General features: G+C 64.6%; 18 protein-coding genes. 10 read left to right on the forward strand and 8 right to left on the reverse strand.

Features of this window, described 5'->3' with window-relative positions:
* Positions 1–166 precede the first annotated feature (166 nt).
* Together K288_RS0134080 and K288_RS0134085 are read right to left on the reverse strand one after the other, a co-directional pair.
* On the reverse strand, positions 167–3322 hold the full coding sequence (locus K288_RS0134080) for a multidrug efflux RND transporter permease subunit (RefSeq protein WP_027583573.1): 3156 nt from the start codon (positions 3320–3322) through the stop codon (positions 167–169).
* Positions 3319–4455 carry an efflux RND transporter periplasmic adaptor subunit gene (locus tag K288_RS0134085; RefSeq protein ID WP_027583574.1) on the reverse strand — a complete coding sequence of 379 codons (1137 nt, stop codon included), beginning with the start codon at positions 4453–4455 and terminating at the stop codon, positions 3319–3321. Before K288_RS0134085 ends, K288_RS0134080 begins: the two co-directional genes overlap by 4 nt.
* A gap of 358 nt (positions 4456–4813) precedes the next feature.
* On the opposite strand from K288_RS0134085, the gene K288_RS0134090 reads away from it, so the two are divergent.
* From K288_RS0134090 to K288_RS0134130, 9 genes are all read left to right on the forward strand, one after another.
* Positions 4814–5968 carry an iron-containing alcohol dehydrogenase gene (locus tag K288_RS0134090; RefSeq protein WP_027583575.1) on the forward strand — a complete coding sequence of 385 codons (1155 nt, stop codon included), beginning with the start codon at positions 4814–4816 and terminating at the stop codon, positions 5966–5968.
* A gap of 16 nt (positions 5969–5984) precedes the next feature.
* Entirely contained in the window at positions 5985–7535 is a 1551-nt protein-coding gene (locus K288_RS0134095) for an AMP-binding protein (RefSeq protein WP_027583576.1), read from the forward strand.
* 173 nt (positions 7536–7708) lie between these two features.
* On the forward strand, positions 7709–8407 hold the full coding sequence (locus tag K288_RS47340) for a DUF2270 domain-containing protein (protein WP_051334881.1): 699 nt from the start codon (positions 7709–7711) through the stop codon (positions 8405–8407).
* 73 nt (positions 8408–8480) lie between these two features.
* Positions 8481–9368, forward strand: coding sequence for a TauD/TfdA family dioxygenase (locus tag K288_RS0134105; RefSeq protein WP_027583577.1), 888 nt, complete (start codon positions 8481–8483; stop codon positions 9366–9368).
* A gap of 148 nt (positions 9369–9516) precedes the next feature.
* Positions 9517–11112, forward strand: coding sequence for an ABC transporter substrate-binding protein (locus tag K288_RS0134110; protein ID WP_027583578.1), 1596 nt, complete (start codon positions 9517–9519; stop codon positions 11110–11112).
* Between the two features lie 244 nt (positions 11113–11356).
* Positions 11357–12304, forward strand: a complete 948-nt coding sequence (locus K288_RS0134115) for an ABC transporter permease (protein ID WP_027583579.1) — start codon at positions 11357–11359, stop codon at positions 12302–12304.
* Positions 12305–12307: 3 nt separating this feature from the next.
* Positions 12308–13201: an ABC transporter permease gene (locus K288_RS0134120; protein WP_027583580.1), complete on the forward strand. Its 894-nt coding sequence runs from the start codon at positions 12308–12310 to the stop codon at positions 13199–13201.
* Entirely contained in the window at positions 13201–14214 is a 1014-nt protein-coding gene (locus tag K288_RS0134125; RefSeq protein WP_027583581.1) for an ABC transporter ATP-binding protein, read from the forward strand. Before K288_RS0134120 ends, K288_RS0134125 begins: the two co-directional genes overlap by 1 nt.
* Positions 14211–15209, forward strand: a complete 999-nt coding sequence (locus tag K288_RS0134130) for a dipeptide ABC transporter ATP-binding protein (RefSeq protein WP_027583582.1) — start codon at positions 14211–14213, stop codon at positions 15207–15209. Before K288_RS0134125 ends, K288_RS0134130 begins: the two co-directional genes overlap by 4 nt.
* 93 nt (positions 15210–15302) lie before the next feature.
* On the opposite strand, the gene K288_RS0134135 is transcribed toward K288_RS0134130, so the two are convergent.
* From K288_RS0134135 to K288_RS0134150, 4 genes are all read right to left on the reverse strand, one after another.
* Positions 15303–17276, reverse strand: a complete 1974-nt coding sequence (locus tag K288_RS0134135; RefSeq protein ID WP_027583583.1) for an acetyl-CoA carboxylase biotin carboxylase subunit — start codon at positions 17274–17276, stop codon at positions 15303–15305.
* On the reverse strand, positions 17273–18889 hold the full coding sequence (locus K288_RS0134140) for a carboxyl transferase domain-containing protein (protein ID WP_027583584.1): 1617 nt from the start codon (positions 18887–18889) through the stop codon (positions 17273–17275). The genes K288_RS0134135 and K288_RS0134140 overlap by 4 nt, the downstream gene beginning before the upstream one ends.
* A 127-nt stretch (positions 18890–19016) precedes the next feature.
* Positions 19017–20621 carry an AMP-binding protein gene (locus K288_RS0134145; protein ID WP_027583585.1) on the reverse strand — a complete coding sequence of 535 codons (1605 nt, stop codon included), beginning with the start codon at positions 20619–20621 and terminating at the stop codon, positions 19017–19019.
* Positions 20622–20759: 138 nt separating this feature from the next.
* Positions 20760–21626 (reverse strand): 3-keto-5-aminohexanoate cleavage protein, encoded by an 867-nt coding sequence (locus tag K288_RS0134150; RefSeq protein ID WP_027583586.1) that lies wholly within the window; start codon positions 21624–21626, stop codon positions 20760–20762.
* 193 nt (positions 21627–21819) lie between these two features.
* Here K288_RS0134150 and K288_RS0134155 point away from each other — a divergent pair, with 193 nt between their 5' ends.
* Positions 21820–22662: a universal stress protein gene (locus K288_RS0134155; protein WP_027583587.1), complete on the forward strand. Its 843-nt coding sequence runs from the start codon at positions 21820–21822 to the stop codon at positions 22660–22662.
* A 113-nt stretch (positions 22663–22775) separates the two neighbouring features.
* On the opposite strand, the gene K288_RS0134160 is transcribed toward K288_RS0134155, so the two are convergent.
* Together K288_RS0134160 and K288_RS0134165 are read right to left on the reverse strand one after the other, a co-directional pair.
* A complete protein-coding gene (locus K288_RS0134160; RefSeq protein WP_027583588.1) occupies positions 22776–23582 on the reverse strand; it encodes a helix-turn-helix domain-containing protein in 807 nt (268 codons plus the stop codon).
* 207 nt (positions 23583–23789) lie between these two features.
* On the reverse strand, positions 23790–24101 hold a 312-nt coding region (locus K288_RS0134165), incomplete at its 5' end, for an ISAs1 family transposase (RefSeq protein WP_027583589.1).

Consider the following 24101-nt stretch of genomic DNA (forward strand, 5'->3'; position numbering starts at 1 on the left):
TCCCTGCAGTTTCTGTTCGGAATATCGGCGGATGATATTTTATAACCCTGCGGCTGCCCATCTATTTCGGCTCAGCCATTAGTGGGGCTTGCGGCTCTCGTCATTCCGGGGCATCGCGCAGCGATGAGCCCGGAATGACGGCGGTGGTGAGGGGCCGCCAGCGCGCTCAAGCTTCGACCGGCTTCTTCGGATGCCTGGGATCGGCGAGGCCGCGCACCACCATGTAGAAGATCGGCGTGAAGATTAGGCCGAACAGGGTGACGCCGAGCATGCCGAAGAACACGGCAACCCCGACCGCCTGGCGCATCTCCGATCCCGAGCCGGCCGAGGCTACCAGCGGCAGCACGCCGAGGATGAAGGCGAACGACGTCATCAGGATCGGCCGCAGCCGCAAGCGGCAGGCCTCGATCACCGCCTCCAGCCGCGGCTTGCCCTCGGCCTCGATGTCGCGCGCGAACTCGACGATCAGGATCGCGTTCTTGGCGGCGAGGCCGACCAGCACCACGAAGCCGATCTGGGTCAGGATGTTGATGTCCTGCCCCATGATGCGCACGCCGATGGTCGCGGCCAGCAGGCACATCGGCACGATCAGGATCACCGCGAACGGCAGGCTCCAGCTGCCATATTGGGCGGCGAGCACGAGATAGACGAACAGCACGCAGATCGGGAACACGTAGAGACCGGCATTGCCGCCGGTGATCTGCTGGTAGGAGAGATCGGTCCACTCGAACGCAAAGCCGCTCGGCAGCGTTGCATCGGCGAGCTGTTTGATGGTGTCGAGCGAGGTCTGCGAACTCGTACCGGGCGCCGGCTCGCCCTGCAGTTCGGATGCCGAATAGAGGTTGTAGCGCGCGACGCGGTCGGGCCCGGAGACGTCGCGGAATTCGACCACGCTGCCGAGCATCACCATGTCGCCCGCGGCATTGCGTGTCCGCAGCCGCGCGAGATCGGAGGTTTCCTTGCGGAACGGCAGATCGGCCTGCGCGGTGACGTGATAGGTGCGGCCGAACAGGTTGAAGTCGTTGACGTAGGTCGAGCCGAAATAGGTCTGGATGGTGTCGTTGATGTTCGCAATCGGCACGCCGAGCTTCTGCGCCTTGACGCGGTCGATGTCGACAAACACTTGCGGCGTATTCGCGGTGAACGGCGAGAACACCGAGGTGAGATATGGCGACTTGCGCGCGGCAGCGACAAGCTCGTCGGTCGCGGCTGCCAGCAGCTCGGGGCCGCGGCCCTGGCGATCCTGGATACGGATGGTGAAGCCGCCGCCGGTGCCGATACCCGGCACCGCAGGCGGCGGGATCACGATGATGAAGGCCCCCTGGATCACAGCCAGACGCTTGCGCAGCTCGGCCGTGATCGCGGTCGCCGACAACCCCTTCTTCAGGCGCGCCTCCGGCTCATCGAACACCGGGAACAGCGCCGCGGCATTACCCGACTGCGTGCGCGTCGCGCCCGAGAAGCCGGCAAAGGCCGCTACACGAACGATGCCCGGCGTATCGAGCGCGATCCGCTCGATCTCGCGCACAACCGCCGTCGTGCGAGCCAGCGATGCCGCCCCCGGCAACTGCACCGATACGATGATGTAGCCCCGATCCTGCGCCGGAATGAAGCCCTGCGCCGTGGTCGCAAGCAACCAGCCGGCGCCGCCGATCAGCGCGACATAGATCAGCAGCATCACCGCCGTATGGCGGATCACGAAGTCGGCCGTTGCGGCATAGCCATGCGACAGCCGGTCGAAGACGCGGTTGAAGACGCCGGTGAACTTCTCCCAGCCACGGGCAATGATATTCCAGCGCGCCGCCGGCCGCTTCTCCTCATGAGGCACCAGGATCAGCGAAGCCAGCGCCGGCGACAGCGTCAGCGAGCAGAAGCAGGAGATCGCGGTCGCGACCGCGATGGTGACGGCGAATTGCTGGAAGAATTGGCCGGAGATGCCGCCGAGGAATGCGGTCGGCACGAATACCGCGCACAGCACCAGCGCGATCGAGACCAGCGCGCCGCCGACCTCCTCCATCGTCTTGAGCGCGGCATCGCGCCGGCTCATTCCGTGCGCGAGATGCCGCTCGACATTCTCCACCACCACGATGGCGTCGTCGACCACGATGCCGACCGCCAGCACCAGGCCGAACAGCGTCAGATTGTTGATCGAGAAGCCGAGTGCCGCCATCACCGCGAAGGTGCCGACCAGCGACACCGGGATTGCGATGATCGGAATGATCGCTGGCCGCCAGCCCTGCAGGAACACCAGCACCACGATGACGACGAGCAGCATCGCCTCGTAGATGGTCTTGATCAGCTCGTGGATGGATTGCGCGATGAATTCGGTCGGGTTGTAGCCGATATTGTAGTCGAGCCCTTTCGGGAAGCTCGCCTTGAGCTTGACCATCGTGTCGGAGATATTCTTGGCGGTGGCGAGCGCGTTCGAGCCGGGCCGCTGCGTCACCAGCATGCCAACCGCCGATTTCCGCAGCAGGAAGCTGTTGGTGGTGTAGGACAGCGCGCCAAGCTCGACGCGGGCAACGTCGCGCAGGCGCACGGTGCGGCCGTCGGCGCCGGCCCTGACCACGATATCCTCGAACTGCCCGGGATCCTTGAGACGGCCGGTGAAGACAAGGTTGGGCTGGAACGCGCGATCCGCGATCGGCGGCTCGGCGATCTGTCCGCCCGCGATCTGCAGGTTCTGCGCGCGGATCGCCGCCAGCACCTCGGTCGAGGTCAAGCCGAGATTGGCGAGGCGGTCGGGATCCAGCCACAGCCGCATCGAGTAATCGCGCGCGCCGAAGATCTGGATGTCGCCGACGCCGTCGAGCCGGAGCAACTGGTCGCGGACCTGCAGCAGCGCGTAGTTGGAGATGTAGAGCTGGTCGAAGCTGTCATCGGGCGACAGCATGAACACGACCATCAGGATGTCCGGGCTGTTCTTGCGCGTGGTCACGCCGTTGCGCTGCACCTCCTCGGGCAGCCGGGGCTGCGCGATCGCGACACGGTTCTGCACCAGCACCTGGGCGGTGTCGAGGTCGGTGCCGAGCTTGAAGGTCACGGTGATGGTGAGCTGGCCGTTCGAGGTGGCCTGGCTGTAGAGATACAGCATGTCCTCGACGCCGTTGATCTCCTGCTCGATCGGCGCTGCCACCGTGTCGGACACGGTCTGCGCGGAGGCACCGGGATAGTTCGTGGTGACCACCACCGTCGGCGGGACCACTTGCGGATATTCGGAGACCGGCAGCGTGGTGTAGGCGATCGCACCGACGATCAGGAGCACGATCGACAGCACCATCGCCAGGATGGGCTGGTTGATGGAGAGCCGGCCGAGATTCATGATTTGCCACCGGCCGCGGCTTGGGCGGGATGCGGGCTCACCTTGGCGCCGACGCGGGCGCGCTGCAGGCCATCGACGATCACGCGGTCTTCCGCCTTGAGGCCCTCGCGGACCACGCGCAGGCCTTCGTCGAGCGGGCCGAGCACCACGGGCTTCGCCTCCACCGTGTCGTCGTCCTTGACCACGAACACGATCTTGCGCGACTGGTCGGTCGCGATCGCCGTGTCGGGCAGGAGCAGCGCCTCATAGGGCGCGCTGCCGATGAGCCGCACGCGGCCGAACTGTCCGGGCAGGATCGAGAGATCCTTGTTCGGAACCACCGCGCGGCTGCGCAGGGTGCCGGTCGAGACATCCAGCCGGTTGTCGAGGAAGTCCATCCTGCCTTCGTGCGAGGGCTTGGTTTCGCCGGTCAACGTCACCTCGACCGGATTGGCGGTATCGCGCGAACTCGGCCGCCTGCCCTCGAACCAAAGCCGGTTGTTCCGCAAATAGGTCGCCTCGTCGACGTCGAAATAGATGTAGATCGGGTCGAGCGACACGATCGAGGTGAGCAGGGTCGCGCCGCCCTCGCTGCCCTGCACAAGATTGCCGACACTGACGAGATGGCGGCTGACGCGGCCGGTGAGCGGCGCCAGCACGTGGGAGAATTCGATATTGAGCTGCGCCGCCTTCAGCGCGCCCTCGGCCTGCATCTCGGCGGCGTGGGCGGCCTGCAGGGCCTGGCGGCGCTGGTCGACGACCTGTTCGGAAACTGCACTGGTCTGGACCAGGTTCAGGCCGCGGTCGAGCTCGCGCTTGGCGAGCTCCGCCTTGGCGCGCGCGTCCGCAAGTTGTCCCTCGGCCTGCTTGGCGACGGCCTCGAACGGGCGCGGATCGATCACGTAAAGCAGGTCGCCGGCGCGGACGATGGCGCCATCGCGAAACTCGACGCTGGTGACGAAGCCGCCGACGCGGGCGCGAACCTGCACCTCCTCGATCGCTTCGAACCGCCCGGTGAATTCGTCCCAATCCGTGACCGTGCGCTTGGTCGGCTGCGCCACCGTGACCGCAGGGGCGGGCGTCGCCGCCTGCGGCTGCGGCTTGTCGCCACAACCGGACAATGCCAGGGCCGAAGTTGCCAAGGCAATGAGCAGGCCCGGCGCGCTGACGCTGCGCCGTGAGTGGGCCCTCAAGCTTTCCGTCCTGTCGGTCGCGCCCAAGTCGAACTCTCCCCCTTGAACAGCATAGCCGGCGCGCCCGATGCGCCACTCGGATGCGCAGCCTACACGCAGCGGAGGTCAAAGATGTGACCAGAGGCCAGTCTGTTCAAGAGAAGCGCGGGATCAAGCAAAATCATTGTCCTTTTTTCGTGGCCGCACGCCAACGCAGGCGGCGATTGCCTCCGGAAGCCAACCTCGCGGACGCCGACGGCGCATCTTGGGGCATGACGAGCCGTTCCGGCTCCGTTAGATTGTCGCCAAAGAAAATAAATCTTTCAGGGAGGGTCGGCTCGTGCACCGAGGACGTGTCGTATTTGGCGCGATGGAGGAGGTCGTGTTCGGCCGCCAGGCGGCTGAGGCGATCGTCGAGCAGGTAGCGCGCGTGGCCGCACAGCGCGCCTTCCTGATGGTCAGCGGCACGCTCAACCGCACGACCGACGAAATCGAGCGAATCCGCGCCGCACTGGGGTCGGCCTGCGTCGGCACGTTTGACGCGATGCCGCCCCATACGCCGCGCGCCGCCGTGGTCGAGGCAGCCGAGCAGGCGCGCGCGGCGAAAGCCGATCTCATCGTCACCATCGGCGGCGGCTCGATCACCGACGGCGCCAAGGCCGTGCAGCTCTGCCTTGCCAACGACATCCGCAGCGCCGACGACATCGACAAAGTCCGCACCAGCCACGGCGTAACGCCCCAAATCAATGCACCCAAGGTGCGCCAGATCAGCGTGCCGACGACGATCGCGGGCGGCGAGTTCACGGCGATCGCCGGCATCACCAACGAGAAGAAGCGGGTCAAGGAGCTGCTGACCCATCCCCTGGTGATGCCGCGCGCGGTCATCCTCGATCCCTGGCTGTCCGTTCACACGCCGGAATGGCTGTGGCTCTCCACCGGCATCCGCGCCGTCGATCATTGCGTCGAGGGCATCTGCTCGAACGAATCGCATCCCTATGCGGATGCCCAGGCGCTCAAGGGACTGTCGATGCTGGCGCAGGCGCTGCCGCGGGTCAAAGCCGATGCAGCCGACATCGACGCCCGGCTGGACTGCCAGATCGGCACCTGGCTGTCGACCGGGCCGCTCGCCTCCGGTGTGCCGATGGGTGCGAGCCACGGCATCGGCTATGTGCTCGGCGCCGAATTCGACGTGCCGCACGGCTACACTTCCTGTGTGATGCTGCCGGCCGTGATGCGCTGGAACAAGTCCGCCAATGCCGAGCGGCAGGCGCTGGTCGCCGCAGCCATGGGCCATCCGGGCCAGGACGCCGGCGACGTGCTCGACAACTTCATCCGCGGACTCGGACTGCCGCGCAGCCTCCAGGACGTGCGGATCGGCCCCGAACATTTCGACCATATCGCGGCGCAGGCGATGAAGACGCCGTGGGTTCCGCGCAATCCGCGCACCATCGCAGGGCCCGAACAGGTCCGCGAGATTCTTCTGTTGGCAGCATGAGGGAAGTTTTCCACCGATGTATACCGGCAAGCATGCTTATCTGCGCCCGTTGCAACCCGCCTTCATCATGGCTGCGACGGGCGAGACCGTCACCTATCGCGAGCTCGAGGCGCGCAGCAACCGCCTGGCGCATCTGTTTCGAAAATGCGGCCTGAAGCGGCTGGAGCACTATGCGATCTTCATGGAGAACAACAATCGCTATCTCGAAGCCTGCGGCGCCGGCGAGCGGTCCGGTCTCTATTTCACCTGCGTCAATTCCTATCTGACCGCGGGCGAGCTCGCCTATATCCTCACCAACAGCCAGTCGCGCATCCTGATCACGTCAAGAGCGAAACTCGACGTCGCGCGCGAGGCGCTGAAAGAATGTCCGCAGGTCGAGCTCTGCATCGTCGCCGATGGAGACGGGGAAAGCGAACGCATCGTCGGGCTGCAACAGGCGACCGCCGGCCTTCCTGCGACGCCGATCGAGGACGAAGCGATCGGCACCGCGATGCTCTATTCGTCCGGCACCACGGGGCGGCCGAAAGGCATCCTGCGGCCACTGCCGGAGCAACTGCCATCGCAGCAACTGCCGCTGTTCGATTTCCTGCAGAAACTCTGGCACTACCGCGAAGGGATGATCTATCTGTCGCCCGCGCCGCTCTATCATTCGGCGCCGCAAGCAGCCGTCAACCTCACCATCCGCGTCGGCGGCACCGTCGTGATCATGGAGAGTTTCGATCCCGAGCGCTATCTGCAGCTCATCGAGCAATGGGGCATCACGCACAGCCAGCTCGTGCCGACGATGTTCTCGCGGATGCTGAAGCTGCCGGAAGAGGTGCGGAACCGCTACGACCTGTCGTCGCTCGAGATCGCGATCCACGCCGCCGCCCCCTGCCCTGCCCTCGTCAAGGAGGACATCATCAATTGGTGGGGGCCGATCATCCACGAATATTACGGCGCCACCGAAGGTCTCGGCTTCACCGCCTGCAACACCGAGGAGTGGCTGTCCCATCGCGGCACCGTCGGCAAGGTGCTGCTCGGCGACTTGCATATCCTCGACGAGAACATGCAACCGAGCCCGAAAGGGACGCCGGGCACGGTGTGGTTCAAGACCGCCTCGCCGTTTGAATATTTCAACGACCCCGCCAAGACCAGCGAGGCACGCTCGCCGGACGGCAGCATGAGCACGGTCGGCGACGTGGGGTATGTCGACGATGACGGCTATCTCTATCTCACCGACCGTTCGACCTTCATGATCATCTCCGGCGGCGTCAACATCTATCCGCAGGAATGCGAAAACCTGCTCATCACCCATCCCAAGGTCGCCGACGCCGCGGTGTTCGGCGTGCCCAATCCCGATCTCGGTGAGGAAGTGAAGGCGGTGGTGCAGCCGATGCATGACGTGACGGCGGGGCCTGACCTTGCCGAAGAACTGATCGCCTTCTGCGCGCAATCACTGTCGCGCCAGAAAGTGCCGCGCTCGATCGATTTCGAGGCGGAACTGCCGCGGCTACCGACTGGCAAGCTCTACAAGCGCCTGTTGCGCGACCGCTATTGGGGCAACAAGACCTCGCGCATCGTGTGACGTGGCGCATCGTCCCCGCGTCGCGACGCAGAGCATCGTCGCGGTCGTCCGGAAGATGAAGCGTGATCTCCGCGCAAACGCTTTTGCGTTATCGCGGGGAAAAACCGGTGTCTACTTTTCCGGATCATGCTCTATAGTGTCAATTGTCTGCCAGCTTCGTCGGGAGGCACGCCATGGCATTGCCCGAGCCACGCGAGCCGACGCCGCTACCGGCCCCAAGGCTCGAATTCACGCCCGCAGAGATTGGGGCCCTCGCCCACCTCTACCGGGGCGAGGTCTACCGAAGCACGGTCTGGCGCACGCGCCTCGACAGCTCAACCAACTGGGCGGTGGTCACGACGGGCATTGCCTTGTCGGCCACCTACAGCAGCGCCGAAGCCTCGCCCTTGCCGATGGTCCTCGTCGGCCTGCTTGTCACCGTGTTCCTGCTGTTCGAGGCCCGGCGCTACCGCTACTTCAATGTCTGGCGCGCCCGCGCGCGGCTGCTCGAAACCGATTTCTACGCGCCGATGATCCGAGGCGAACGGCTCACGCCGAATTCGGCCTGGACCGAACTGCTTGCCAATGATTATCGCAATCCGAGCTACCACATCAGCTATGTGCGCGCGATCGGCCGAAGGCTGCGCCGCACTTATGGCTGGATCTTCGCGATCCAGGCCATCGCCTATTACGGCAAGCTCGCGATCCATCCGGTGCCGCTGACCACCCTTGCCGAAGTCTGGGAGCGGGCCGCGATCGGCCCCATTCCCGGTATCCTGGTCGTGCTTGCGGGAGTCCTCTTCCACACAAGCTGGGCAGTTTTCGCACTTGTCACGCATCGCATCGAAACCAACAGCCGACGCGAGCGGCAAAGCCTGATCGCGATGGGGTGATCCACGTCCGCGTTGCTTGATTGCCGCTTTTACCCTAAACCTTGAGCAACAAGAAAATCAGGGAGGATGGCCGATGGACGTGGTCCGGGTGGGTCCGGGATTCGCCGCGGAAGTTCGCGGCGTGACGCTCGACGATGTCGTCAGGAGCAAAGCTGCGTATGCCGCGGTGCGGGCGGCGTTTGAAACACATTCCGTGCTGGTGTTTCGCGGCCAGGACGTGTCGGATGAAAAGCAATTGGCGTTCTCGCGCCGCTTCGGCCCGCCGGAAGTGACGAAAGTCGGTTCCATGGGGACAGGAACGCATTTCGTGGTCCTCTCCACCATCGGTCCTGACGGCAAGGTGGTGCCGCCCGATCATCGCCAGGCGATGCGCAGCAAGGCCAACCAGCTCTGGCACACCGATTCCTCCTTCAAGCGCGTACCGGCGCTGACCTCGATCCTGTCGGGACGCGTCATTCCCGATCATGGCGGTGAAACCGAATTCGTCTCCACGCGCGTTGCGTTCGAACTGCTCGATGAGGGCCTGGCAAAGCATCTCGAAAATTCCTTCGCCTGGCACTCCTACGCGCATTCGCGCGACCAGATCGCGCCTGGCCTTGCGACGCCTGAGGAGATGGCGGTGCTGCCACCGGTGTGCTGGCGCATGGTGTGGCGCAATCCCGCCAACGGCCGCGGCGCACTCTATCTCGCATCGCACGCCTATGCGGTCGAAGGCATGGGCGCCGCCGCCGGCAAGAAGCTGATCGATGAACTCATGGCGGCGGCCACCGCGCCGGGAACGGCTTACTTGCACAAATGGCGGCAGGGCGACGTCGTGATGTGGGACAACCGCGCCACCATGCATCGCGGACGGCCATGGCCGGCGCATGAGCCGCGACTGATGATCCGCACCACGATCTCGGCGACCGCAGCCGACGGTCTCGCCACCATGGGCTTCCCGTCGCCGCAGGCGGCAGAATAGCGGCCCGAATTGCAGCGCCGAATGTCGCAGGCTCGGCATTTCATCCGAATTGCCGATCCTCATGCGCACGACGCTGGTTGCTCAGACGTCCCACCATGGTATCCTCCATGCCAAATCGGCCATAGAGACCGAACCTCGGGAGGAAATGATGCGGAGCGTGCGAGCGCTTGCCGTGGCGGCGTTATGTTGGCTTTCGGCTTACGATGTTTCGCTGGCGGAGGGACCGAAGTCCGGCGGCGTCCTAAGGATGTATCACCGCGACAGTCCGGGCAGCGCCTCGATCCACGAAGGTGCGAGCTATTCCTTCAACGTTCCCTTGATGCCGATCTTCAACAATCTGGTGATTTTCAACCAGCATGTTGCACAGAACAGCGTCGATACGATCGTGCCGGAACTGGCGGAGAGCTGGGCCTGGAGCGATGACAAGAAGAAATTGACATTCAAGCTTCGCAACGGCGTCAAATGGCATGACGGCAAGCCGTTCACGTCAGCCGACGTCAAATGCACCTTCGACCTCCTGATGGGCAAGTCGCAGCAGAAGTTCCGCCAGAACCCGCGCAAGTCCTGGTACGACCAGGTCAACGACGTCACTACCAATGGCGATTACGAAGCGTCATTCAACCTGAAGCGCCCGCAGCCGGCGCTGTTGTCGTTGCTCGCCTCCGGCTACACGCCGATCTATCCATGCCATGTCTCGCCGGCGGAGATGCGCACCAAGCCGATCGGCACGGGTCCGTTCAAATTCGTCGAATTCAAGGCCAACGAGTCGATCAAGCTCACGAAGAACCCGGACTACTTCAAGAAGGGCCTGCCCTATCTCGACGGCATCGAATTCACCATCGTGACGAACCGCTCGACGGCGATCCTGGGCTTCGTCTCCGGCAAGTTCGACATGACATTCCCGACCGAAGTGTCGATCCCGCTCTTGAAGGACGTCAAATCACAGGCTCCCAATGCGATCTGCGTGGTGGAACCGAGCAACGTCGCCACCAACATCATCATCAATTCGTCGGCGCCGCCGTTCGACAATCTCGACATCCGCCGCGCGCTCGCGCTCGCCCTTGACCGCAAGGCGTTCATCTCGATCCTGTTCGAGGGCCAGGCAGACGTCGGCGGCACCATGCAGCCGGCGCCGGCAGGACTGTGGGCGATGCCGAAGGAGATGCTGGAGACGATCCCGGGCTATGGGCCCGACGTCAACGCCAACCGCGAACAGGCGCGCAAGCTGATGCAGAAGGCGGGCTACGGCCCCGACAAGCATCTGCAGATCAAGGTGTCGACCCGCAATATCCCGATCTATCGTGATCCGGCCATCATCCTGATCGACCAACTCAAGACGATCTATATCGACGCCGAGCTCGACGTCGTCGACACTGCGCAATGGTTCCCGAAGGTCGCGCGCAAGGACTATTCGCTCGGCTTGAACCTCACCGGCAACGCGGTCGACGAGCCCGACCAGTCGTTCTACGAGAACTATTCCTGCGAATCCGAGCGGAACTACACCAACTACTGCAATCGCGAGATCGAAAAGCTGTTTGACCAGCAATCGGCCGAGACGGACCCCGAGAAGCGCAAGAAGCTGGTCTGGGAGATCGACAAGAAACTGCAGGAAGACGTGGCGCGGCCCATCATCCTGCACAGCCGCACCGGAACCTGCTGGCAGCCTTACGTCAAGAACGTAACGGTGATGTCCAACAGCTCCTACAACGGCTACCGTTACGAAGACGTCTGGATGGACAAGTAACATCCGGAGCCTAGTGAAGTTGATAGGCTTGTATCCAGGACTGAGCTGCCCTCCCTCTCCCGTTTGCGGGGGAGGGCCGGGATTGGGGTGGCTCCGCGAGTCATTGAGTGGAGAGAGCCCTCACCCGGCGCTACGCCATAACCGAAGCTTCGCTTCGGCGTGTCTCAAGAACGGCCGCCACAGCGGCCTATGCCTCCCCCGCAAGCGGGAGAGGTGAAGTAAAGTTCAAAAGGAGAGTAGCCAGGTGCTAGCCTATATCGTCAGGCGCCTCTTCCTGATGCTCGTGACCCTGTTCGGGATCTCGGTCATCATCTTCGTGCTGCTGCGCATCGTGCCCGGCAACATCGTCGATATCCTGTTCGATGCCGCCGGCTATGTCGATCCCGCCGACAAGGCCAACCTGCAGAAGGAGCTCGGCCTCAGCGACCCGATCGTGGTGCAGTATCTCAAGTGGATCGGCGGCCTCTTGCACGGCGATCTTGGCTATTCCTACGTCTCGGAAAAGCCGGCGCTGCAGGAGATCCTGCCGCGGATCCCGATCACCGCGAGGCTCGCCGGCCTCGCGTTGCTGTTCTCGGCCTCGATCGGCATTCCCCTGGGCGTGCTCAGCGCAGTGCATCAGGGCACGCGGCTCGACTACGCCTTGCGCGTGGTCAGCCTGAGCGGGCTGTCGCTGCCGTCGTTCTGGCTGGGGCTTCTGATCCTGATGGCGTCAGTATCGATGCTCGGCTGGATGCCGATCTTCAACCCGAATCCGCGGACCTGGGCCGAGGCGTTCGCGATCTACTGCATTCCGGCGATGGCCGTCGGCTTCCGCAGCGCGGCTTTGACCATGCGCATCACCCGCTCCTCGATGCTGGAGATCCTGCGGCAGGACTATATCCGCACCGCCCGCGCCAAGGGCGCCTCGGAGGCCTCCGTCAACTACCACCACGCGCTGAAGAACGCGGTGCTGCCCGTGATCACCGTGATCGGCATCGAGGCGGCATTCCTGATCGGCGGACTGATCGTCACCGAGACGGTGTTCAACATCCCCGGCATCGCGCGCTTTTTGGTCGAGGCGCTGCGTTGGCGCGATTACCCGATCGTGCAGAATCTCGTGATGTTCATCGCGGTCGTCGTGGTTGTCGTCAACTTCACGGTCGACATGCTCTACGCCGCGATCGACCCGCGCATTCGCTTTGGAGATTAGCCTTTGGCTGTCATCAACTTTGATGCCGAACTGAAACGCGCCGGCGCTGACGCCACGCATGGCTGGCGGCGGCTGGCGTTCCTTGCGCAGCGTTACCTGCTCGGCACGGTCGGCCTCGTCATCATGGTGCTGTTCGTCGCGATGGCGCTCTCGGCGGATCTGATCAGCCGGTACGATCCACTGGCGGTGGATTCCGCGCATCGGTTGGCGGCGCCTGATGCCCTGCACTGGTTCGGAACCGATTCCTTCGGCCGTGACGTCTGGAGCCGCATCATCTATGGCGCGCGCATCTCGCTCGCGGTCGGTATCGGCTCGACGGCGCTCGGCGCATCGATCGGCGTCATCGTCGGCCTCGCCTCCGGCTATCTCTCCGGCTGGGTCGATCTCCTGTTCCAGCGCATCACCGACATCCTGCAGTCGCTGCCGCTGTTGGTGCTGGCGCTGGTGATGACGGCCGCGCTCGGCCCGTCGCTGCCGAACGTCATCATCGCGATCGCGATTCCCTTGATCCCGACGGTTGCGCGCGTGATCCGCGCCAACACGCTGGCGCTGCGCGAACTGCCGTTCGTGGAAGCGGCCAAATCGATCGGCATGAGCGAAATGCGGATCGCGTTCCGCCACGTTCTGCCGAACACGCTGGCTCCGCTGATCGTGCTCGCGACCGCGCAGCTCGGCTCAACCATCCTGACGGAGGCGTCCTTGTCGTTTCTCGGCCTCGGCATTCCCGAACCCTACCCGTCCTGGGGGCGCATGCTCTCAGAATCTGCCGCCGAATATGTACGCGTCGCGCCGTGGCTCGTGATCTTCCCGGGGATCGCGATCAGCCTGGCTGTGTTCGGCACCAATCTGTTCGGCGACGCCTTGCGCGACATTCTCGATCCGAGGCAGCGCGGCTGATGAGCGGAGCAGGCAAGGGAGAGACGGTGCTCGAGGTGAAGAACCTGAAAACGGTGTTCTTCACCAATTCAGGATTGTTCAGGGCGGTCGACGACGTTTCCTTCAGCGTCCGCCGCGGCGAGACGCTGGCGATCGTCGGCGAATCCGGCTGCGGCAAGAGCGTGACCGCGCTCTCGGTGATGCGGCTGGTGCCGGACCCGCCCGGCAGGATCGTTGGCGGCGAGATCGTGCTCGAAGGCAAAGACCTGCTCGCGCTCGATGAGGAAGCGATGCGCAAGATCCGCGGCAACCGCATCTCGATGATCTTCCAGGAGCCGATGACCTCGCTCAACCCCGTGATGCGGATTGGCGACCAGATCACGGAAGCCTTGCGGCTGCACCAGGACATCAGCAGCAGGGAGGCCTGGAAGCAGGCGGTCGACATGCTGCGCCTGGTCCGCATTCCCGAGCCGGAGCGGCGGGCGCAGGAATATCCGCACCAACTCTCGGGCGGCATGCGCCAGCGCGCGATGATCGCGATGGCGCTGGCCTGCCGGCCGGCGCTGTTGATCGCGGACGAGCCGACCACCGCGCTGGATGTGACGATCCAGGCGCAGATCCTGGCGCTTATGGTCGACCTGCAGAAGAAGCTCGGCACCGGACTGATCCTGATCACGCACGATCTCGGCGTGGTCGCGCAGACGGCGCAGCGCGTGATCGTGATGTATGCCGGCAGGAAGGTCGAGGAAGCAAGCGTCGAGGCGCTGTTCGAGAATCCGCTGCATCCCTATACGCGCGGCCTGATGGCCTCGATCCCGGCGGTGCCCTCGCTCGACGCAAAGGCCGATGTGCGACTGGTCGAGATTCCGGGCATGGTGCCGTCGCTGACGAAACTGCCGACGGGCTGCGCGTTCGCGCCGCGCTGCCGGTTCGCGATCCCGCGCTGTCGCGAGGAATATCCGCCGCTCGGCGATTTCGGCGGCCGGCACCTTGCCGCCTGCTGGCGCGCGGGCGAGATGGCGGAGGCGTCATGACCGAAGCGCAGCCGCTCTTGGAGGTCACCGACCTCGTGAAACATTATCCGGTGCGCGGCGGCGTGCTGCGCCGCCAGGTCGGCACCGTGCATGCGGTCGATGGTGTGAGTTTTGCGCTGGCTCCCGGCGAAACGCTGGGGCTGGTCGGCGAATCCGGCTGCGGCAAGTCGACGGTGGCGCGCAGCGTGCTGCGGCTGGTCGAACCGTCGAGCGGCGAGATCCGGCTGAACGGCGAGGCGATCACGCGCTTGAGCAAATCGGAGCTGCGCCCCTACCGCCGCTCGATGCAGATCGTGTTCCAGGATCCGTTTGCCTCGCTCAACCCCCGCATGACTGCGGGCGACATCGTCGGCGAACCCCTGAGCGTGCACGGACTGGCCTCGGGCGAGCGGAAGCAGGAACGCGTCGCCGAACTGTTCCAGCAGGTCGGCCTGCGACCCGACCAGATGAAGAACTATCCGCACCAGTTCTCCGGCGGCCAGCGCCAGCGTATCTGCATCGCACGCGCGCTGTCGCTCGGGCCGAGCCTGATCGTCTGCGACGAGCCGGTTTCCGCGCTCGACGTCTCGATCCAGGCGCAGGTGATCAATCTGCTGATCGACCTGCAGCGCCAGCGCAACTTCTCCTATCTGTTCATCGCGCATGATCTCGCCGTCGTCGCCCATATCTGCCACCGCGTCGCGGTGATGTATCTCGGCCGCATCGTCGAAATCGCTGACAAGGCCGAGCTGTTCGCCAACCCGCGCCATCCCTACACCCAGGCCCTGCTCGCCTCGGTTCCGGTCGCCAATCCGCGCGTCAAGCGGCTGACGCCTTTGGTCGAGGGCGACGTGCCGAGCCCGATCAACCCGCCCTCCGGCTGCGCCTTCCACACCCGCTGCCGCTACGCGATGGATCGCTGCAAGCTGGAACGCCCGCCGCTGGTGGACGCAGGCGCCAGACATCAGGTGGCGTGCTGGCTGAACGAGGGAACAGGACGCGCGAACTCACCTTAACCGCTGTCATTGCGAGCGAAGCGAAGCAATCCATGTCGCCACGCGCGGAGATATGGATTGCTTCGTCGCTTTGCTCCTCGCAATGACGTGGGGTTAGGCTGCAGCTTCGATCTCGACGACAATCCTTCCCGTCGTCACCTGCTCACCTTCGGCGACGTCGATCGCCGACACCGTGCCCGCGACACCGGCGGTGTGCACGTGCTCCATCTTCATCGCTTCCAATGTCATCACGGGCTGGCCGGCAGCGACCCGTTCGCCCGGTTTGACCAGCACGGCGACGACGCGGCCGTTCATGGCGGCGCGAACCTTGCCGTCGCCATTGGCCCCCGCAGCAGCTTCGGGCGGCGCCAGCGTCAGGTCGCGGACCGAGAGCGTGACGTCGTGATGCAGGATGTAGAGACGATCGCCATCGCGCAGGAATTTCGCGCGCGCCATGAGGCCGTTGGTGCGATAGCGGATCGCGTCGGAACCAAGTTCGTCGATCTCGAAACGATGCTTGTGTCCCGCGACATCGGCGACATAGCAGCCGTCGCGCTCGCGCACGATCTCGACCTCGCGGAGGCCGCGGCCGAGATCGATGCGCAATCCGAGCGGAAACGTCGCCGCGAGCGAGCGGCCGCTCCGCCACGGTGGCGCGTGCGGATTGGTGACATAGAACAGCAGCGCCGCCAGCGCCGCATCCGCGCTCTCGTCCGCGCGCGGCGCCAGCAGCTCGCCCCGATGCGCCGATATGAACGACGTCGTCGCCTCGCCTTTGGCGAAGGCCGGATGGCGCAGGCAGGAGATCAAAAAGCCCTGGTTGGTGGTGACGCCGAAGGCTTCGACCTGCTCCAGCGCGACGATCAGCTTGCTGCGCGCTTCGCGCCGGTCGACGCCATGGCTGATGATCTTGGCGATCATGGAGTCATAGAATGGCGGGATTTCCGAGCCCGATTGCAGCGCATGCTCGACGCGGACGCCGTCCGGCATCTGCCAGCGCGCCATCCTGCCCGATTGCGGCATGAAGTCATGGTCCGCATCCTCCGAGCACAACCGCACCTCGATCGCGTGGCCGGAAAATGTGATGTCTTCCTGCTTCACGCCGAGCGGCTCGCCGCGGGCGACGCGCAACTGCAGCTCGACCAGATCGAGCCCGGTGATCGCCTCGGTGACGGGATGCTCGACCTGCAGGCGCGTGTTCATCTCCATGAAATAGAAATCGCCATTGCCGTCGAGCAAAAATTCCAGCGTGCCGGCGCCCTCGTAGCGAAGCGCCTTCACCGCCTGGACCGCGACCGCCCCCATCCGCGCCCGCAACTCTTCCGACACCGCCGGCGACGGCGCCTCCTCGATCAGCTTCTGGTGCCGCCGCTGCACCGAGCAATCGCGCTCGCCGAGATGGATCGCGTTGCCGTGATGGTCACCAAACACCTGGATCTCGATGTGACGGGGATCGACGATCGCGCGCTCCAGGATGACCGTCGCATCGCCGAACGCGCCCTGCGCCTCCGAGCGCGCGCTGCGCAGCGCATCCGGGAACGAGGCTGCGTCTGCGACCAGCCGCATGCCGCGGCCGCCGCCGCCGGCGACCGCCTTGATCATCACGGGAAAGCCGATGCGCCTGGCTTCCGCCAGCATGATCTCGCCGCTCTGGTCGACGCCCTGATAGCCGGGCACGCAGGGCACACCGGCCTTTTGCATGATCTCCTTGGCGCCGGCCTTGTTGCCCATCGCGCGGATCGCTTCCGGCGAGGGACCGATGAAGACGAGGCCGGCGTCACGGCAGGCTCGCGCAAACTCCTCATTCTCGGCAAGGAAGCCATAGCCGGGATGCACGGCGCCGGCGCCGCTGGCTTTCGCCGCGGCGATGATCGCATCGATGTTGAGATAGGATTGCGACGGCAGCGCCTCGCCGATACGGACCGCGTGATCGGCCTCGCGCACATGCAGCGCATCGCGGTCGGCATCGGAATAAACCGCGACTACGCCATAGCCGAGCCGCCGCGCGGCGCGCATGATCCGCAGCGCGATCTCGCCGCGATTGGCAATCAGGATCCGGTAGAACATCCCGCTCCCTTCACGACTCATGGCCGCGCCACCGAGAACTGCATGCGCTGGGGCGAGCGCGCCTCTGCCTCGCGGCAGATCGCAAGCACCTCTGCAAGAACGCTGCGGGTGTCGCGCGGATCGATCACGCCGTCGTCGAGCACGCGCGCGCTGGTGGAGAATACGTCCATCTGGCCGTCGAACACGCCGATGATCTCGGCCTTCATCGCATCCAGTCTCTCCTTCGGGACCGGCTTGCCGCGCCGCGCGGCGGCGGCTTCGGTGACGATCGCCATGGTCTCGGCGGCCTGCTCGCCGCCCATCACTGCGGTCTTGGCATTGGGCCAGGAGAAACAGAACCGCGGATGGAAGCCGCGGCCGCACATGCCGTAATTGCCGGCGCCGAACGACGCGCCGCAATAGATCGTGATCTGCGGCACGGTCGCAGACGTCACCGCCTGGATCATCTTGGAGCCGTGCTTGATCATGCCCGCCTCCTCATAGGCCTTGCCGACCATGTAGCCGGTGGTGTTGTTCATATAAAGCAGCGGCGTGCGCGACTGGCAGCAGGCCTGGATGAAATGCGTCGCCTTGTTGGCGCCGGGCACATCGAGCGGGCCGTTATTGGTGATGATGCCGATCGCCTGCCCCTCGATGCGGGCATGGCCGCAGATCGTGGCCGGACCATAATTGGCCCCGAACTCGGTGAAATCGGAATCGTCGATGAAGCGGGCGATCGCCTGGCGCATGTCGACCGGACGCTTGTGGTCCATCGGCATGATGCCGAGCAATTCTTCCGCGTCATAGCGCGGCGGCTTGAACGACGCGCGATCGGGCTTGCGCCGGTCCCATTCGAGACCCGCCATGATATCGCGCGCGATGCGGATGGCGTCGCGATCGTCCTCGGCGAGGTAGTCGCCGAGCCCGGAGATCGAGGTGTGCATTTCGGCGCCGCCGAGTTCTTCTTCTGTGGCGATCTCGCCGGTAGCGGCTTTGAGCAGCGGCGGTCCGGCGAGGAAGGCGCGGGTGCGGCCGCGCACCATCACGATGTAATCGGAGAGCCCGGTCTGATAGGCGCCGCCCGCGGTCGACGATCCATGCGTCACTGTGACCACCGGCAGGCCGGCGGCCGAGAGCCGCGCGAGGTTGCGAAAGATGTTGCCGCCTCTGACAAAGTCCTCGACGCGGTAGCGCAGGAGATTGGCGCCGGCGCTTTCGACGAGCTGCACGTAGGGCAGCTTGTTCTCCAGCGCCAGCTCCTGCACCCGCAGCGTCTTGTCGAGGCCATAGGGCTGCAGAGCGCCAGCATCGATGCCGGCATCATTGGCGCTGACCATGCATCGGATGCCGGAGACAAAACCGATGCCGGCAATAAGCCCGCCGCCGGGCACGCTTCTGTCCGCATCCGCGACGTCGAACATGTAACCGGCGAGCGTCGAGAATTCGAGGAAGGGCCAGCCGGGATCGAGCACCAGCGCCACCCGTTCGCGCGGCAGGAGCTGCCCGCGCTTGTGGAAACGGTCCTTTGCCGCGGCAGATGCCCCGCGCGTCCGCTCCTCCAGAGCCCGCATACGGGAGATCAGCGCCAGCATGCCGTCGCGGTTGGCGTGGAATGCGGCGCTGGAAGGCGAGATGGTGTTTTCGATGATGGCCATGGATGAACCTACTCTGTCATTCCGGGACGATGCGCAGCGTCGAACCCGGAATCTGGAGATTGCTGCGCAAGATTCCGAGTTCGCGCTGACGCGCGCCCCGGAATGACGGCGGAGTGTTGGGCTGACATCATGCGCTTTTCGCTTCCGAGAAATATTCACTATACGCTTGCCGCAGTTCGACCTTGCGCAGCTTTCCGGTTGCCGTCATCGGCATTTCGTCGAGGATACGCACCAGTTTCGGCACCTGGAAGCCGCCGAGATGCTGTCGGCAATGCGCGATGATGTCAGCTTCGTCGGCCACGGCACTCGGTTTGAGCTTGACGAAGGCGGAGACGGCTTCGCCCCATTGCGGGTGCGGCAGGCCGACCACCGCGGCGTTCTGCACGGCGGGGTGCGCGAGCAGCGTCTCCTCGATCTTCACGGATGCGACGTTCTCGCCGCCGGACTTGATCATGTCCTTCTTGCGGTCGAGGAACAGGACCTCGCCATTCTCATCGATCAGCGCGAGGTCGCCGGTGTGGTGCCAGCCGAATTTGCGCGCCTCCTCGGTCGCCTTCGGATCCTTGTAATAGCCCATCATCACGTTCGGCCCGCGATGCACGAGCTCGCCGATCTCGCCGCGTGGCAAGAGCTTGCCGTTGTCGTCCATGATCGCGGTCTCATTGACGATCAGCGACTCGCCCCAGTAATTGCCGAAACGCTGTAGCTGCACTTCGGGGCGCGACATCGTGGTCGCCGGATACATCTCGGTCTGGCCGCTGGAGAGCACGAAGTTCGGGCAAAGGTCGGCGATGGCGCGTTCGAGCAGCGGCTTGCCCATCGGCGCCATGGTGTAGATGCAGCACCGCAAGCCGGAAAGATCGAACTCCCGCCGCCGCGGATGGTCGAGGATCGCCTGGTACATCAGCGACAGCCCGACGAAGACGGTGAGCTCGTCACGGACGATCGCCTCCATGCAGACCACGGGATCGAAGCCGCGCATCAGCGCCATGCGGCCGCCGACCGAGAGGTAGCTGAGCAGCAGCACATGGCCGGCGCAATGGAACAGCGGGAATTGCCCGGTGATGCCATCATCGCGGGAGAGCTGCATCTCGATGCAATTGCTCATCACCGCCATCACGACCGCGAGATGGCAGTGCATCGCGCCCTTCGGCCGGGAGGTCGTGCCGGAAGTGTAGATGATCATGGCGAGATCGCGGTCGTTGATCTCGATCTCGGGCTCGATGTCGGACTGGCCTTGGATGAGATCGTTGAAATTTTCGAGGCCGGTTGCCGCGACTTTTCCGGCGAGATCGATCGCGACCATCTCAATGCCGCGCTGCTCCAGCGCCGCGCGCCGCTCCGCTTGCGCATGCAGATTGTCGTCGATCAGCGCAAAACGAACCTCGGCATGGCCGAGGATGTAGTCCGTGTCCGACGGCCCGAGCATGGTGTTGATCGGGACCCAGACCAGGCCCGCCCGATGAATGCCGAACAGCGCTTTGACGAATTCGATCGAGTTGTTGCAGATGGTCGAGATCTTTTCGCCCGGCTTCAGGCCGCGCTGCACGAGGTAGTTGGCAAAGCGATTGGCGTCGCGTTCGAGTTCGGTGAAGGTGACGCGACGCGCGCCGTCGGTCAGCGCGACGCGATCCGGAAAGCGTCGTGCTGCACGCTTGAGGAGATCGCCGATCGCCACCCGGCCGATCTGCCCCGGACCCGGCACGCCGCCGGTCGCAGTTAGATCGCTCATGCTCCGCCTCTCTTGTTGTCTTGCATCGGCCGCGCCCAACATTCCGTCATTGCGAGCGAAGCGAAGCAATCCATGGCGCCACGAGTCGAGAGATGGATTGCTTCGCTTCGCTCGCAATGACGGCAGGTGGTCACGAACCTAACGTTTCACCCCGAACATCTGGCGCGCCTCGGCCGGGCTGGCGATCTCGCGCCCGGCGCGGCGTGCGCAGGCGGCGATCTCCTCGATCAATTGGCCGTTGGAGGTCACCTTGGTGCCATCAGCCAGATAGAAGGTGTCCTCCAATCCGGTGCGCAAGTGTCCGCCGAAATCGGCGGCGCGCTGGTGCAGCGGCCAGATCTCCGCGCGGCCGATCGCGGTGACCTGCCAATGCGCGTCCGGCGCCTTCAGCTTCAAGAGGATCGGCAGCAATTCCGGATCGGCCGGCATGCCCGAGGCAACCCCCATCACGAAATTATATTCGAGCGGGCCCGAATACATGCCGGTCTGCCGGTACATGCCGACGCAGCGCACGATGCCGACGTCGAAGCATTCGAATTCGGGAATCGTGCCGGCGTCCCTCATGACGTCGAGATAGTCCTGCACTTTCTCGACCGCGTTATCGAACAGCATCGGCGGCCACGCCCAGGTGTTGTCGGCCTTGACCTTCAGATAGTTCAGCGAGCCGGCGTTGCAGGCAGCAATCTCGGGCCTGGTTTCACGGACGCAATCGAGCGCGCCCTGATAGTTCGGGCCCGAAGTGCCCGTGGTGTGATTGATGATGACGCCAGGACAGGCCTCGCGGATCGCCTGCTGGATCTCCTTGCTGACGCCAACCTCCCAGGAGGGCAGATGGCCCTTGCCGGGCGCCTGCTGGCGCAGATGGATATGCATGATGCTGGCGCCGGCGTTGAAGGCCGCCCTGGCCTCGCGCGCCATCTGTTCCGGCGTCACCGGCACGTTGTGCTGTTTTGGATCAGTCAGCACGCCGTTCAGCGCGCAGGTGATAACGGCCTTCTCGCTCATGCATCCAGTCCAAGGTGTTTGAATGGCTCGGTTTTTTGCATGATGCGGGATTTGGCCCGGGCCCTCTTGCGTTGACTGGCTATTGCCACGGGCAGGCCGATCGCCGTGGCAATAGCGCGCATGGAGGTTTGCTCTGAATCAAACCCGGCCGCCCCGGCGGGGCTATGAGTTTCCTTAAACTGGGAGATACGACATGGCCTACAAGGACCTACTCTTGACGCTCGCGAGCTACCCCGAGACGACACCGCCGTCGGCAATCGATCTTGCGACCGATTTCGCCGCCGCGATCGGCGCGAAGATTTCCGCGATCGCCTGTGAGATCCGCGTCGCCGTGCCCGGCAGCTTCCTGAGCCCGGCGCTGCTCGATGTTCCCGGAATCGCCGCAACCGATGAAAAGAAATCACGCCTTCAGGCCGAGGCCTCGCTCGCCACGTTCCAGGGCGCCGCAGAGAAGCGCGGCGTCTTCGAGGAGCGTATCCTGGAGCGCTGCCTGACATCCGAACTGCGCGAACTATTGGTCGACTATGCGCGCCTTCGCGACCTCACCATCATTCCCGTCCAGGATGACGCGCTGTTCGGCGCCTGGAATGCCGAACCTGTCATCTTCGAGTCCGGGCGCCCCGTCCTGCTGCTGCCGCAAACCAGCCGCAAGCCGTTCGCGCTGAACACGGCAACGGTCGCCTGGGATTTCAGCCGTCCGGCCGCACGCGCAGTCGCGGATGCCTTGCCGCTGCTTGCGCAGGCCAAGCGCGTTCACATCGTGACGGTGACCAATGAGAAGCGCATCGACACCAAGCGGTCCGGGCCGGAACTTGCGAAGCATCTCGCCCGTCACGGCGTCGAGGTGATGCTCGATACTGTCGATGCCGGAGGCCGCACGGTCGCGCACGCACTGGAGGCCGCGCTGACGAGCCATGACAGCGACCTTCTGGTCATGGGCGCCTTCGGCCATTCCCGCTTCCGGCAATTCGTACTCGGCGGCGCCACGCTCAGCATGATGTCGCGGCCGCCGCTGCCCGTGCTGCTGTCGCACTAGCGTGCCACGTCGCCGAAACCGTAGCCCGGGTGGAACGGAGCGCAACCCGGGATCCGCGCAGATTGCTCCCACCGTCCCGGGTTGCGCTCCGCTCCACCCGGGCTACGCGTAGGTCATGACGCGGCTGCCGCCGTGAACGATCCGCTGCTGTGATAGATCGCCAGATCGCGCGAGCCGGAGAAGATCGCGCGCGGCTTCAGGCCGTAGAAGCGGCGGATCGAGTGGCTGAAATGGGTGGAATCGGGATAGCCGATGTCCTGCGCGAGATGAGCGAGGTTGATATCCTGGTTGGCGAAATGCAGCAGATGCCGCGCCCGCTTCCAGGCCCGGAACGAGCGGAACGAGATTCCGGTCTCCTCCTTGAACAGATGCAGGAAGCGCGAGGGCGACAGCGAGGCGTCCGCGGCGCAGTCCGCCGCCGTCACCGGCTCGCCAGAGAATTTGCCGATGCGCGCGATCGCCCGCACCACGCGCGGATCAAGCACACGCTGCGGCAGCGCCTGGCCGAAGCACATGATGTCGAACTCGGCATTCGAGAGGTCATCGCTATATTGCCGCCGCGCCAGCGCGGCATAGGCGGCACGAATGCGGTCGGCGAAGACCTGGCTTTCCGCGCCCATCAACTGCCTTGCATACGACTCGAGCGCGCCGACGCGGACGCTTTCGGGCTCGATGGCGACGCAGATCGCCGAGCGATAGTCGCTCGCGATCGTGTGGCGCAGGTTCGGCATGGTCACGACGAGGTCGCCATAGGACTCGCGGCCGTCGCTGGTCGCAAGGTGCAGGCCGCCTTTGATGGCGACATAGACATGGAACGCGCCCGGACAGCGCTCGCGCGGGCGGCCGAGCAGTCCGGCATAAAACACGCGCTCCGGCGTGATCAGCATCAAATGGCCAACTTCACGGGCCTGGTCGTCCATGGCGGTTCCTCCTCGCACGGCTCTTTCGGCCGTTGCGGCTCCAACCATAGCCGAAATCTGGCTGAAGTCACCGTTACAAAGCGGTGCTTGAGATGCTTCACCTCTCCCGCTTGCGGGGGAGGTCGGCGCGGAGCGCCGGGTGGGGGTCTCTCCGCTCAATGACTCGTGGAGACACCCCCACCCCAGCCCTCCCCCGCGAGCGCAGGGCTATCGCATATGGCTGAGGAGCTGCATGAGGAAAGCATCGTCCCAGCCGGCACGTTTGATCTTGAGACGGATGGATTTGCGATCGGGGTGGGTTCGCAGGAGATTGAGGGCGAGCCGACGCAGAATGGCCAAGTTCTCCGGCGCATGATCCTTTCGCGCGCGATTGCCGTCTTCGGCGAAGTGGACGTCGAGCACCCAATGGAGCTGGTTCTCGATGGCCCAGTGGCTGCGCGTAACGTGGAGCAGCCGTTTGGGGGAAATGTACTTGGACAAGAGATAATGTCGCACGACCGGCGCATCGGCAGGCCGGCC

The sequence above is a fragment of the Bradyrhizobium sp. Ai1a-2 genome, from assembly GCF_000426245.1.
Taxonomy (GTDB): domain Bacteria; phylum Pseudomonadota; class Alphaproteobacteria; order Rhizobiales; family Xanthobacteraceae; genus Bradyrhizobium.